The 12187-nt window shown below is 49.0% G+C and carries 12 protein-coding genes; all 12 read right to left on the reverse strand.

Annotated elements, in window-relative coordinates:
• Positions 1 to 228: 228 nt before the first annotated feature.
• The 12 genes from OSQ85_RS12665 to OSQ85_RS12720 all read right to left on the reverse strand — a co-directional run bounded on the left by OSQ85_RS12665 (position 229) and on the right by OSQ85_RS12720 (position 12032).
• The gene (locus OSQ85_RS12665) at positions 229 to 1896 is read right to left on the reverse strand and encodes a hypothetical protein (protein ID WP_265823585.1); all 1668 of its coding nucleotides are present in this window, start codon (positions 1894 to 1896) and stop codon (positions 229 to 231) included.
• Between the two features lie 136 nt (positions 1897 to 2032).
• Positions 2033 to 2506: a transcription elongation factor GreA gene (gene greA, locus OSQ85_RS12670; protein ID WP_265823587.1), complete on the reverse strand. Its 474-nt coding sequence runs from the start codon at positions 2504 to 2506 to the stop codon at positions 2033 to 2035.
• On the reverse strand, positions 2433 to 3848 hold the full coding sequence (gene xseA / locus OSQ85_RS12675; protein WP_265823589.1) for an exodeoxyribonuclease VII large subunit: 1416 nt from the start codon (positions 3846 to 3848) through the stop codon (positions 2433 to 2435). Before xseA ends, greA begins: the two co-directional genes overlap by 74 nt.
• Entirely contained in the window at positions 3808 to 4110 is a 303-nt protein-coding gene (locus OSQ85_RS12680; protein WP_265823590.1) for an FtsB family cell division protein, read from the reverse strand. The genes xseA and OSQ85_RS12680 overlap by 41 nt, the downstream gene beginning before the upstream one ends.
• Positions 4107 to 5018 carry a hypothetical protein gene (locus tag OSQ85_RS12685; RefSeq protein WP_265823591.1) on the reverse strand — a complete coding sequence of 304 codons (912 nt, stop codon included), beginning with the start codon at positions 5016 to 5018 and terminating at the stop codon, positions 4107 to 4109. Before OSQ85_RS12685 ends, OSQ85_RS12680 begins: the two co-directional genes overlap by 4 nt.
• Positions 5019 to 5037: 19 nt before the next feature.
• Positions 5038 to 5583 (reverse strand): DUF4416 family protein, encoded by a 546-nt coding sequence (locus OSQ85_RS12690; protein ID WP_265823593.1) that lies wholly within the window; start codon positions 5581 to 5583, stop codon positions 5038 to 5040.
• Complete coding sequence (gene hfq, locus OSQ85_RS12695) at positions 5583 to 5810, reverse strand: RNA chaperone Hfq (protein WP_164885405.1); 228 nt, start codon at positions 5808 to 5810, stop codon at positions 5583 to 5585. Before hfq ends, OSQ85_RS12690 begins: the two co-directional genes overlap by 1 nt.
• A 57-nt stretch (positions 5811 to 5867) precedes the next feature.
• Positions 5868 to 6782 (reverse strand): tRNA (adenosine(37)-N6)-dimethylallyltransferase MiaA, encoded by a 915-nt coding sequence (miaA, locus tag OSQ85_RS12700; RefSeq protein WP_265823594.1) that lies wholly within the window; start codon positions 6780 to 6782, stop codon positions 5868 to 5870.
• Complete coding sequence (gene mutL, locus OSQ85_RS12705) at positions 6779 to 8521, reverse strand: DNA mismatch repair endonuclease MutL (protein ID WP_265823595.1); 1743 nt, start codon at positions 8519 to 8521, stop codon at positions 6779 to 6781. Before mutL ends, miaA begins: the two co-directional genes overlap by 4 nt.
• Positions 8521 to 9474: an acetyl-CoA carboxylase carboxyltransferase subunit alpha gene (locus OSQ85_RS12710; protein ID WP_265823597.1), complete on the reverse strand. Its 954-nt coding sequence runs from the start codon at positions 9472 to 9474 to the stop codon at positions 8521 to 8523. Before OSQ85_RS12710 ends, mutL begins: the two co-directional genes overlap by 1 nt.
• Before the next feature lie 276 nt (positions 9475 to 9750).
• The gene (locus OSQ85_RS12715; protein ID WP_265823598.1) at positions 9751 to 10599 is read right to left on the reverse strand and encodes a DsbA family protein; all 849 of its coding nucleotides are present in this window, start codon (positions 10597 to 10599) and stop codon (positions 9751 to 9753) included.
• Between the two features lie 347 nt (positions 10600 to 10946).
• On the reverse strand, positions 10947 to 12032 hold the full coding sequence (locus OSQ85_RS12720) for a glycosyltransferase family 4 protein (protein ID WP_265823599.1): 1086 nt from the start codon (positions 12030 to 12032) through the stop codon (positions 10947 to 10949).
• Positions 12033 to 12187 lie beyond the last annotated feature (155 nt).

Raw genomic sequence — 12187 nt, forward strand, 5'->3', positions numbered from 1 at the left:
AAAAACACCGCAGCAGTTAAACGATATTTGTCCTCGAATTACTTGACATATACAACTGCGAGGAGCGGGAGCGACGCGGCAGTCTGAGTTTTTTGCCTTTTCATAAATCATCCCCTGCCCTCCTTTGTCAAAGAAGAGTGTTTTGCACTCAGCTGCAACAGCTTCCCCCTTTTATAAAGGGGGACCGGAGGGGGATTTAATACGCCCTGAGTCAAGCCCCGCCGCAAGCTAAAACTTCACAACCTTCGGCGCATTTTTAGCAAACTGCGGCATTGTCATGCCGATTGTAGCGTTAATATATGTCGGGTCGGTTACTGTGTAGCGTTTGCCCTCAAAGGAAACATAGTCCCCTTTCACATTGGATTTAAATGCCACTGCCGCCGCGATATGTCCCGGATAGTCCAGAAAAACCGTATCAAGCTTAAGAAGCTGTCTCACAAGGTACGTGAACAGTATGCTCCTGTCCTCGCAGTCGGAGTACGGGTAATAGATTGTCTCCATGGCAAAAAGGAACTTCTCCCGCCCGAACTGCTGGTCGTCTGTGGCGTATTTGAAGGCTGTCTGCACAAATTTCAGGATGATGTTCACCGCCTCCTCATCGCTCTTGCCTTTGATAATCGGCGTAAGCTGAGCCAGAAGCGGCTTGCCGGCCCAGTCGGGAAGCCCGGCCTCTCCGTAAAGGCTCACATCTGTCTGCGGGTGGTATTTCAGGTAAACTATATCATTCATGTTATAAGGAACTTTAATGTTGAAAGTCTGCCCGCCGTAGGTGAAGCTCAGGCTGCGCTCTGAAACTTTCCTGCCGAGGTCGGGGTAGTCGGTCATACGGAAATCCATAGCCCTGTCTGCCTTCGGGTAGCTTTTTTCATAGGTGTATACACTGCCCAGATTATTTATAAATCCGTCTGCGGAGACAGCGTAATATCTTTTGTCGTTAAGCGTGAAGAACGAAACTCCGTAAAGTCTGGTATTTGCCGGAACAAGAAGGTAAACGTTCTCCTTGTCATAGGCGGTTCTTGTTTCATATCCGGCTTTGCTGAGTATGAACCATGTGAGCAGAACCTTGCCGTTTCTGTCGGCTGCTATTTTACCGGAGGCCTCACTGACAAGGAGAATGAAACCCCAGTCGGTCATTTTGAGATCTTTTCTGTATTTAAGCAGGTTATTCATCAGGGGTTCATAGTCAGCCAGAGCTGCCTTTTCCCAGAATTCGCCCAGTTTGCTGCCGCTGAGGGGAGCTTCCGCGCCAAGCTGGAGCTTGGTATCATAGCCGACTTTTATGGGGCTGCCGAAGAAGACAAACTCAAGAGCCCTCCCCTTGATCGCAGGGGGAGCAACAACCACAGGCGCAGGAACAGGAACCGGAACAGGCTGAGGGATTACAGCCACATCAGGCTGAGGTTTCGCAACCGGTGCAGGTTCAGGCTTTGCCACTGGAGCAGGTTCAGGCTTCGGTTCAGGTTTCACGATCGGTACAGGCACAGGTTCGGGCTTCGGTTCAGGCTTCACGATCGGTACAGGCACAGGTTCGGGCTTCGGTTCAGGCTTCGCCACAGGAGCCGGAGGGGCGGGAGGAACGGGTTTTGCAGGTTCAGGAACCTCAACAGGTCTGGGAGGTGTGGGTTTCACCACCGGAATGGGAGCTTTTTCCACATGCGGCGGCGCAACGGGTATTTTGATCGGCTTAGGTTCGTCAATCTGCTTGACGGGCTCCTCGGTCTCGACCCTGATCCACATCTCTTTCAGAAATGCAGTAAATTCCTTGTCCCTTTCATCCTTAAACTGCTGGAACTCGTCCATCTGCGATTTCATATATTCTTCAAAAGTCTCAGCTTTTATAACTGAAAAAGTGGAAAACACCGTAAGAACTATTAAGGCTGTCCTGCCGAAATGCATAGTTTCCTCCTGACTGGTTAAGAAACCTGAATATAAAATATATTATACAGCTAAAATAACCCGCGGGTGATAGAAAAGTACAGGTAAAAGGAACAAAAAACGCTCCCGGAAAACGGGAGCGCCTGATGCTGAGAATTTATTTGAAGGATATTTCTATAATTTCGTATTCGATTTCGCCGCCGGGAGCCTGAACAATAGTCTCATCGCCGACTTTTTTATTCACAAGCGCTCTGGAGAGCGGAGAGAGGATAGAAATTGTTCCGCTGCTGATGTCCGCCTCGTCCGGCCCGACTATCTTGTAGGTTTTTCTTTCTTCTGTATCAACATTTTCCACTGTTACAGTAGCGCCGAAAATAACCTTATCGGAGGAGAGCGAAGATATATCTATAACGTCGAACCTGCCGATCTTGCCTTCCAGCTCGGCTATACGCGCTTCTATCATACCCTGCCTTTCCTTGGCGGCATCATACTCGGCGTTTTCGCTTAAGTCACCGTGGCTTCTCGCCTCGGCTATAGCTTCAACAGCTTCCTTTCTTTCAGTCGTTTTGAGCCTTTCCAGCTCTTTTTTGATCTTTTGAAACCCTTCTTTTGTTATCGGGATTCTTTCCATTGCCATCCTCCGAAAGTTTCCTGCCGGTGACGAAGGTGTTAATATAGCCGTCATTGAATCTAATTTCAAGTTCATCTTCGAGATGGACGTCTTTTGCCTTCCTGACCAACCTGTTGTTTATGCTTACCAGCGCATAGCCTCTTTCCAGAGCCTTTTCGGGGCTGACCCCGCCGAGCCTCGCGCTGAGGAGCTCAAGTTTCTGTTTATTTTCCTTTAATGCGTCCAGCGAGAGAGTTTTAAGCATCCTCAAAGCGCTGTCCGTTCTGTTTTTCATTCTTTCCAGCCGTATGCCCGGATGGTGTTTTCTTATCACCCCGGCGCAGGTGTCCAGCTTTCTGGAAACGCCGAAAAGCCTTTCCTTCATCTTCGAGGCTATTTTCTGCTCACGCGCACCCAGCATATTCTTAAGAGAGGCTATCTTAGCCGCAGGGGAAGAAGCTCCCAGCCTGCGCCCCAGAAAGTCCATCCGCTGGTTTAAGCGGTTGAGCCTGTTCTCCATGAATGAGCCGAGCCTGCCCTGATAAACCGCAATCTCTTTTTCTCTGACAGCGTAGCCCTCAGAAAGTTTGACCGCAGCCGCAGTGGGTGTGGCGACCCTCAGATCCGCCGTGAAGTCGCATATGGAGAAATCTCTCTCATGCCCGACAGCGGAAATACACGGAACCTTCGTCGCCGCAACCGCTCTGGCTACGTTCTCCTCGCTGAAAACAGCCAGGTCCTCAAGCGAGCCGCCGCCGCGCATAAGCACAACTGCATCATACACCTGCGTAAGGCTTCCCGCCGTGTTCAGCGCCTTTATAATAGGCAGCGCCGCTTCCTTGCCCTGAACAGGCACAGGCCATATATCAATCACAAACCTGCCGCCGGTCTTTTTTGCGGTGGTTATAAAATCCGTAACAGCCGCACCCGTGGGTGAGGTTATAAGAGCTATGCGCTCCGGCAGTTCGGGAATATTCTTTTTGCGGGCTTCGTCAAAAAGCCCTTCGGCCTCAAGCCTGCGCTTGGTTTCCTCAAACTTCTGCCAGAAGAGCCCCACGGAGTCGTACTCAATCTTCCGGGCGATGATCTGGTATGCCCCGTCAGATTCGTAGAGCTTAAGCTCCCCGGTCACCTCAACGGAATCTCCGTTTTTGGGCGTGTATGAGCGGGCGGACACGGCGGCGTTTTTGAACATAGCCACCCTGATCTTCGCCTTGTCGTCTTTCAGTGAGAAATACAGATGCCCTCTGGGTGAAACAGAAAAACCTGTTATCTCCCCGCTGATGGTGACTGTGTCCCTGAAAGTGCCCTCAAGCAGATTTTTAATTGCTTCGGTTATCTCCGTTACTGTGAACCGCTTCATTGCCTATAATATAAATGTCCTCATCCGGTGAGCGCATATTAAGCTCTTTTCTGATGAGAAGCTCCAGATATTCCTTATCTTTTTTTATTGCTTCAAGCTCTTTCTGAAGGCTCCTGATCTTGGAATCCATCTCCATAATCTGAGCTTCATAAGTGTTTTTGAGCCCTACCAGCTCCCTGTATTTCAGCACGCCGTTGTGGCCGAAAAAAAGGTAAAGCACAAGTCCCGCTATCAGTGCAAAGTAAATTAAGCCTGCTTTCATGGTTTTTTCGCCTTCTGCTCCACAATTCTCGCCGCAGCCTGTCTCAGTGTGGCGGGCACTTCCTTTGAACGGGAAATATACTCGACATCCTGAAACATAAGCCTGCCCACCAGCCCCATTGTTATATCCAGAGGGGTTTTGGGGTTTCTGACTATGGCGCTGATGATAGTATAACTTTTCATCCATTCCTTGTTCAAGGCAACTTCGCGGAAAATATGCTCCGACGTGCTTTTGTTCTTCACAAGGAACTCAACCTCATCCTCGGTCATTCTGGGATTGCGCATAACGGCAGATGAAATCTGCTTGTTAGGACTGCGAACCAGCAGCCCGCGCGCCTGTTTGTTCCCTTTGGAGGCAAGTTTTATCTTCTGGGCAATGCTCATTTTCTGAATCTGCCCGTAGAGGTTTTCCTCAAGCTCTTTTTTGGTCTCAAAATCCGGCTGCCAGCCGGATATGCCCGTAACTCTCGCCGCTGTATGATCGCTGAGAAACGGGTTTTTCAAAAGAAGCACCGCCAGAGACGGTTCATCCACCAGAATATCAGCATCCGCCAGATTTTCCAGAATCTCTTCCTCCGCGGACTGGGCAAATGCAGTGAAAATATCCGTCCGCAGACCCTTATTCGCCGCAGCAGCCGCAAAAAACTCCGGCGAATTTTTCATCATCCGGCAAAGGAAAATGAACAGATCACCGCTGAGTGAAGGCTCCGTGCAGAGCGCTCCGTAGAGATCCGCTCTGTCCTTAAGCCATTCAAACATGGGCTTTGCAAGGGTTCGCCGCTTCTCCAGAACGCACTTCACCCACAGAGGCTCGTCCCCTGCGGGTACTCGGTTTTCCGCAAAAATTATTGATGCAGTGCCGTCATCCGTTTCTGAAGTGAGAAACGAAGAAGTGGAAATCTCCATCATGCCCTCTGCCGCAATATATCTATTCAGATGAACCAGCCGCTGCAGTCTCTGCGATCAGGTGGTTTCGCATTTTCTCAAAAAACTCCAGCGCCTGCGGAAATGTGTAGTCCTGAAAGGTCCACGGCAGAGGCTGATAGGCGTTTTTTCTTCTCTGAAGCTGAAGGTCGGCATAAATTCTGCCGCCTATGTATATTCTGTGGGTAAAATTCTTTGTGCTGGCAGCGACAACTTTTTCAAGCGCCACATAACCGGGATCTACGTTTATAAATCTTTTTCCGTCCCTCATAAGGCTGTTTTCAAGCTCCACAGCCTTAATCTTGAACTCCGCCAGTCTCTCCGGCGAATCTATAACCTCATACCCTGCGAAATATTTCGACTGTGGTCTGCCCATTTCCGGGGTGTAGTATTCCGTATGGCTGAAATCAAACTCAGGAGACTTAAATAAGGGCTTCCCGAAGATACTGACGATGGCGGCATCAGGCTCAGGGAAATATTCCCTGTTGTACAGAACCGCGTTAAAATAAATAACCCTTAAAGGTTCTCTGAAACCGCCGCCGAAAACCATCAGGCCATTTCTATTTCGTCGATTTCCTCGGAAGGCTCGATAGTTGACACTGCGTGTTTGTAGATCATTTTCTGGGAATCATCCTTCAAAATGATCACAAAGTTGTCGAACCCCTTTATAAGTCCTTCTATCTTGACTCCGTTAACCAAATAAATAGTCACAGCGATGCGTCTTTTCCTGATATGGTTAAGAAAAACATCCTGAATGTTGACTTTTTTGCTCATAATACCCCCAGGAGTAATAATAACGTTAATTCACAAGTATAAGTCAGGGTTAATTTTTTTTCAAGTCCAATAATCGCGTATGAATGCGGAAAGCTGGTCTGAGTTTTTGTCATCCCCTGCGCGGAGTTTAGTCAGTCCGTCCATATGCCCGAACCATGTAACCTGCCGCTTGGCGAAGTTGCGGGTCTTCTGCTGAACAGATGCCAGAACCGAAGGAAAATCAGCCTCCCCCTTCACAAGTGCCGCAGTTTCGCGATAGCCTATCGCCTTAAAGGACTGCATGTTCTCGTTATAACCGCAGCCCAGCAGGTTTTTCACCTCATCCGCCCAGCCCGCATCAAACATCTTCACAACACGTTCGTTTATGCGGGCATACATCCGCTCACGTTCATCCGTTATAATAAAGACGGAATATTTATGCTTCGGGTTAACATGAAAAACTCTCTGCGCCTCACGAACATTCATTTTGCACAGAGCATTTATCTCAAGCCCACGGATTATCCTTGTTTTATCGGACGGAGGGACGGATGCGGCAAATTCAGGGTCAACAGACTTAAGCCTTTCATGCAGAAGGGCAAAGCCGTGCTTTCCTCCCTCTTCCTCCAACGCGGCTCTGAAATTTTCATCCCGCTCCGGTGCACTGAAAATCCCTTTTATGAGAGTTTCCGCATAGAGCCCTGTTCCGCCTGCGATGACAGGCAGCCTGCCACGTGAGATTATATCATCAATCAGCTTTTCCGCATGCTCAAAAAAATCACCTGCGGAGTAGGTCTGGTCAGGGTCAAGAATATCTATGAGGTGATGGGGAACCGCCGCAAGCTCCTCACCGGAGGGCTTGGCAGTGCCTATGTCCATGCCTCTGTAAACCTGATAAGCATCAGCGCTTATTATCTCTGCATTATGTCGGAGCGCAAGCTCTATGGCCAGTGCGGTTTTGCCCGTGCCTGTTGCCCCTGTTATTATAGGAATAATCATCTGTTGAATTTCCTGAACAGGGTTTCCTTGTCCAGTGAGTAGGTTATAGGCCTTCCGTGCGGGCATGTATGCGGGTTGGAGGTTTTCAGCAGGTCAGCCATTATCCTGTCCATTTCGGGAAATGTGAGCTTCTCCCCCGCCTTGACCGCGCATTTGCAGGACATGGTGAGGATTCTGGAATCCTCCTGTCTGCCCTTGGCGCACTCTGCCATTTCGGAGAGCATCTCCCTTATTTCCTTCTCTATGTTGCGTTTGAGAATATCCGCCGGAACACGGACTATTTTCAGGCTGTCAGTACCGAAAACTTCAAGCCCGAAGCCGAAAGCAGCCAGATCCTCCGCATTCTCCTCAGCGGCTCTGAGCTCTTCCGCATCCGCCTCCATAACCATAGGTTCAAACAGAACTATGGAAGGTATGTTCACATTTTTTTCGTTGAGGAACTTCTCATAAAGCACACGCTCATGCGCCACATGCTGATCAACGAAGAACACGCTGCCGTTCATCTCGCATATTATCAGCGAGTCAAACGCCTGACCGATTATGCGGTAGGGGCGTTCTTCGTATACTGGCTTCTGAGCCTGAGGATGTTCCCTGTATGTATTTGAATAACTTGGCTTTTCCTGAACTGTCTCCATAACGGAGGTTATGTCGAAGGTGGGTCTGGCTTCCGCCACAAAATATTCCTTCTGCTCTGATGGTTCCGCACCGAACCAGTCGGGCATGACATTCACGGCGGTATCTTCCTGTCCGGCGGGTGCATTTTTCTTATTATCGAGAGTTTCCTTAACGCAGTCATGAACCATGCCGAAAATATCCCGCGAGTTCAGCATTTTAACAACAGCTTTGGCAGGATGCACGTTCACGTCCACATCCTCCGGACGCACCTTTATCTCCACTGCGCAGGCAGGGTATCTGTTTTCGGGAATGAGCCTGTGGTAAGCCTGAACAACCGCCTGAACAACTGCGGCATCCTTCACCACACGCCCGTTAACGGCGACTATCATCGCGTCTCTTCTGTATCTCTGCACTGTGGGGAGGCTGGCTGCCATGCGCACGAAAACGCCGCTGTACTCCTTCTCTCCGTAAATAAGTTCATCCACACCCAGAGCGGTTTTTGCCTTAAGGAGAAAGCTTTCATCCCGCCCTGCGGAAAACACTTCCTTTGAATTGCTTTTAACACGAACGGACACACCGTCGGTAAAAACAGCAAACTGTTTAACAAACCTGATTATTTCACGTTCAAGCCCCTGCGGGCTGCCGAAAAATTTCAGCCTTGCGGGAACATTGCGGAAAAGTTCCTTCACTGCCACGCATGTGCCCTGAACGGACGGAGCGGGACGCAAAGGTTCCGCAGCGCCGAACTTCACGCGGAGCTCGTTCCCCTCGCCTTCTCTGGCACTCATTATGGAAAAATCGCTTACGGATGATATGGCGGCAAGGGCTTCGCCCCTGAAACCGTAGGAATGTATGTTCCAGATGTCGTCGATGTCTCTTATTTTGCTGGTGGCGAACCTTTCAACGGCGGCGGGCAGATCCTCCTTAAGGATTCCCCGCCCGTTGTCGGTTATACGGATGAGGGACAGCCCCCCCTCCTCTATTTCAACGGAAATGCTGTCTGCGCCTGCGTCAACTGAGTTTTCCATCAGTTCCTTCACGGCATTCAGCGGCTTTTCCACCACCTCGCCCGCCGCAACCTTATTCGAAACGCTTTCGGGGAGGCGGATGATCTCTTTCATCATTACTCCGCGAAAACACCCATGTTGCGGAATTTTTCGTATCTCTGCTCAAAAACCTGTTTAGGTGAGAGAGACTTAATCTCTTTAAGATGGCGGGCTATCACACCTTTGAGGGTATGAGCCGTCTGGTGATGATTTCTGTGGGCCCCGCCGAGGGGTTCGTTTACTATTTCATCAATCACTTCAAGCTCTTTGAGATCCTGAGCGGTGAGTTTCAGAGCCTCAGCCGCACGCCCGGCGTAGGAGGCATCCTTCCAGAGGATAGACGCGCAGCCTTCGGGGCTGATGACTGAATATGTGGAATGCTCAAGCATGAGAACACGGTTGCCCATAGCTATCGCCAGCGCCCCGCCTGAGCCGCCTTCACCCGTGATTACGGTAATCATGGGTACTGTAAGCTCAGCCATAACCATAAGGCTTTTGGCTATCGCCTCAGCCTGTCCTCTTTCTTCCGCCTCTATTCCGGGATAAGCTCCGGGTGTATCAACAAATGTTATTACCGGTCTGCCGAATCTCTCAGCCATATCAAACATCCTCTGCGCCTTGCGGTAGCCTTCGGGACTTGCCATACCGAAGTTCCTGCGGATGTTCTCCTTTGTGTTGCGCCCCTTCTGGTGGCCTATTACCATCACAGGAGCATCATTAAAATTCGCCATGCCGCACACTATAGCCTGATCATCCCTGAACAGCCTGTCGCCGTGAAGCTCCAGAAAGTCGGTAAACATAAGCTTGATGAAGTCAAGGGTATAGGGGCGTTCGGGGTGGCGCGCCACCATAAGCTTCTGTGACGGCGTAAGACGCTGGTATATATTTGCTTTTACTCTCTCAAGCCTTTTCTGGAGAGAGTCCATCTCCTTCTGCATTTCAGAGTCGGAGAGGGAGGACATATTCTTTATTTCGGCTATCTTATTTTCTATCTCAATAATCGGGGCTTCAAAATCCAAGGGCGCTGCCATTACTACACCTTCCTTAAAATATTGCGGACTGTGCCTGTCCGTATTTGAATTTTTGTATATTTCTTTGCTATGCTGAACCTTTATAACTGCATAACAGTTCAGCATAAAAAAGATAACTTAAATACAAATCAGTTTTGCCTATCCGCAGTATCGACTGTTTATATAAGCGTTAAACCTGACAACTGCAAGACAAATTTATCGGGTCATAATTCGCCCCGCAACAAGGAAATCCTGCGGAAGTGCTTCTCCCGCAGGATTTTATATTCAAGGCCTTCTCTATTTGAATGTTTCGATGGCAAGGTCAAACATTGGGGGTTTAAATCCGCCTATAAGCTTGCCGTTGAAGTAAAGCGCAGGTGTTCCGCTGACGCCCATAGCCTGTGCGGCCTGCATCTGCTCAGCGATTTTTCCGACTGTTGCATTGTCATTTACAAGTGCTTTAAAAGCAGCAGCATCAGCAGTTTTAGCAGCAAAGAAATCTATAATTTCCGCATCTGTTTTCGCATCGAAATCAGGGGTTGTGCTGTAGAGATCATCATAGAAATTGGCGTTCTGAGCCATTCCCGCTTCAAACACTCTCGCGTAAAGCTCTGCTTTCGGGTGGAAAGCGAGGGGGAAGTGCATAAAGTATATTGCGACATCCTTTCCTGCGAGTTTTTCTTTCAGGTACTCATGTGTCCTTCTGCAGTAGGGGCACTGAAAGTCGCTTACTTCTACAATGTAGTTTTTAGCGTCTTTATTGCCGTATGCGAGGGTCAGCTTGCTGAGGTCAATGTTTGCGGGGGGAGTGTTCTTGAAAACAAGCTTATCTTTAATCCCTGTGCCTGTAGCAACTTCTGTAATGTCGGGAATGATGTATTTTCCATCGGTAAATACATACTGCTCCTGGCTTCTTTCAGCATCTTTGAACGTAAGCTTAACAAATTTGAGCGCCTCAACACCTTCCACAGGTTCGATAACTTCAACTTCGTAGGTAACATCGTTCATGTTTTTGGAAGTGAAAAACTTGCCGAGATTTTCCTTCATAACTGCGGAAACGTCCGCCTCAGGCTTCGCGGTTTCCTTCTGTGCGCCGCATGCTGCGAGTGAAACAAGCAGAAGAACGGCCAAAATGCACTTTTTCATAATTCAAAGCTCCTTTTAATATAGATTAGTAAAACTAATCCTAAAGACAGCAAAAGTTACCACAGGTTCCGAAAAAAGTCTAATTAATAACAAAAATCCCGCGTCCTGCGGGATTTTTGTACACGCTCGCGGTTTGCAAAGCAAACCTTCGCTACGCACGGCGCATTTCCATCCTTGGAGTTGCCAGAGTCTTTTTTTTTCAGCCACAGGTCACTCTGAGCAAAGCGAAGAGTCTCAGCATAATCAAATAAGAGATTCTCCACTGCGTTCAGAATGACAGAAGCAAAGCCATCAAAGGAGGGCGGGGGAGGATTTCCCATACACCGCACGGCGGGCTTTATCCTGCGTCACATCCCCTTTATTATTTCCTCAATCTTCCGTGCCGATTTCTCCCAGCCGAAGCGCCGGATATTTTCATACCCTTTATTTATCAATCCGGTGCGCAGTTCCGCGGAATTACGCACACTCAGAACCTTTTCCGCTATATCCGCCGGATTCAGCGGATCGCAGTAAACAACGCTCTCCGCGCAGACCTCCCTCAGGCTTGCAGCAGGGGATGAAACAACAGGACATCCGCTTGCCTGCGCCTCAAGGGGCGGAATGCCGAAACCTTCATAAAGAGAGGGAAAGACAAATACCGACGCGGCGGCATACACAGAAGGGATGTCCGCATCATCTATATAGCCGGTGAAAAACACCCGGCTTTTCAGTTTTTCAGATCCGTTCACCATAGCAGCAACTGCGGAATCACCCGTTATGAACCCGTCCTTTTTACCCGCTATGACCAGATTCACACCCTCCATCAGATCCATAGCCCTCAGCAGAGTGATCAGATTCTTGTTCGGCTTCACATTGCCGACAAAGAGAATGTAGTCATCCGGCAGGGAATACTTTTTTATGACATCAGTGTTCCTGGCTCCGCTGAAAAGTTTTTCGTCCACTGCGTTGTAAACAACCTTTATCTTTGCCGCATCCGCCGGGCAGTATTTCAGAATCTCTGTTTTGGAAAATTCCGAAACAGTGAGCACAATATCAGACAATGTGACGGCGCGGCGCATGACAAACTTCGCATATGCTCTCTGCACTGCGGAGAATATGCCGCTTTCCGCCGCCAGATGATAAGCATCATGAACCGTCACAAGCCTTTTCCCAGCCCGCAGGGGCAGAAGCGGAACATTGTAGTGCGGCGACCAGAATACATCACAGCGCGGAACCTTCCTGAAAAGCTCAGCCTGCTCCCTGACAGAATATATCCCGGATGATGTTTCTATAAGCTTCACTCTGTCTGCCCAAGTGAACGTCCTTATCTCCTCCGGATTGCCGAGAAGGGTTATATCAAATGAATCAATAAGGAAAGGCACAATATTTCTTATGTATGTCCCTATGCCGGATGCTCTGCACATACGGAAATCAACTGCGAGAACGGTTTTCATATAATTTAAAAACTCCGTGAGCTTTCTGAGGGGGCATTATCACACATTTCTTCCAATCTTTATACCCGTTTGTGTTTTATTCGCCATAATAAAACAGCCGTCTGACAGCGTCAAAACACCATCCCTCTCTTGATTAATGCTCTTTTTAGTGATAT

It is taken from the genome of Geovibrio ferrireducens (assembly GCF_026226615.1).
GTDB classification, from domain to species: Bacteria; Chrysiogenota; Deferribacteres; order Deferribacterales; family Geovibrionaceae; genus Geovibrio; species Geovibrio ferrireducens.

Bases quoted from the DNA above. Each gene is read 5' to 3' on its own strand.
- OSQ85_RS12685 (WP_265823591.1), bottom strand. From the start codon at position 5,018: ATGATGGAGATTTCCACTTCTTCGTTTCTCACTTCAGAAACGGATGAC.
- miaA (WP_265823594.1), bottom strand. From the start codon at position 6,782: ATGATTATTCCTATAATAACAGGGGCAACAGGCACGGGCAAAACCGCA.
- OSQ85_RS12710 (WP_265823597.1), bottom strand. From the start codon at position 9,474: ATGGCAGCGCCCTTGGATTTTGAAGCCCCGATTATTGAGATAGAAAAT.
- OSQ85_RS12715 (WP_265823598.1), bottom strand. From the start codon at position 10,599: ATGAAAAAGTGCATTTTGGCCGTTCTTCTGCTTGTTTCACTCGCAGCA.
- greA (WP_265823587.1), bottom strand. From the start codon at position 2,506: ATGGAAAGAATCCCGATAACAAAAGAAGGGTTTCAAAAGATCAAAAAA.
- OSQ85_RS12680 (WP_265823590.1), bottom strand. From the start codon at position 4,110: ATGAAAGCAGGCTTAATTTACTTTGCACTGATAGCGGGACTTGTGCTT.
- OSQ85_RS12690 (WP_265823593.1), bottom strand. From the start codon at position 5,583: ATGGTTTTCGGCGGCGGTTTCAGAGAACCTTTAAGGGTTATTTATTTT.
- OSQ85_RS12665 (WP_265823585.1), bottom strand. From the start codon at position 1,896: ATGCATTTCGGCAGGACAGCCTTAATAGTTCTTACGGTGTTTTCCACT.
- mutL (WP_265823595.1), bottom strand. From the start codon at position 8,521: ATGATGAAAGAGATCATCCGCCTCCCCGAAAGCGTTTCGAATAAGGTT.
- xseA (WP_265823589.1), bottom strand. From the start codon at position 3,848: ATGAAGCGGTTCACAGTAACGGAGATAACCGAAGCAATTAAAAATCTG.
- OSQ85_RS12720 (WP_265823599.1), bottom strand. From the start codon at position 12,032: ATGAAAACCGTTCTCGCAGTTGATTTCCGTATGTGCAGAGCATCCGGC.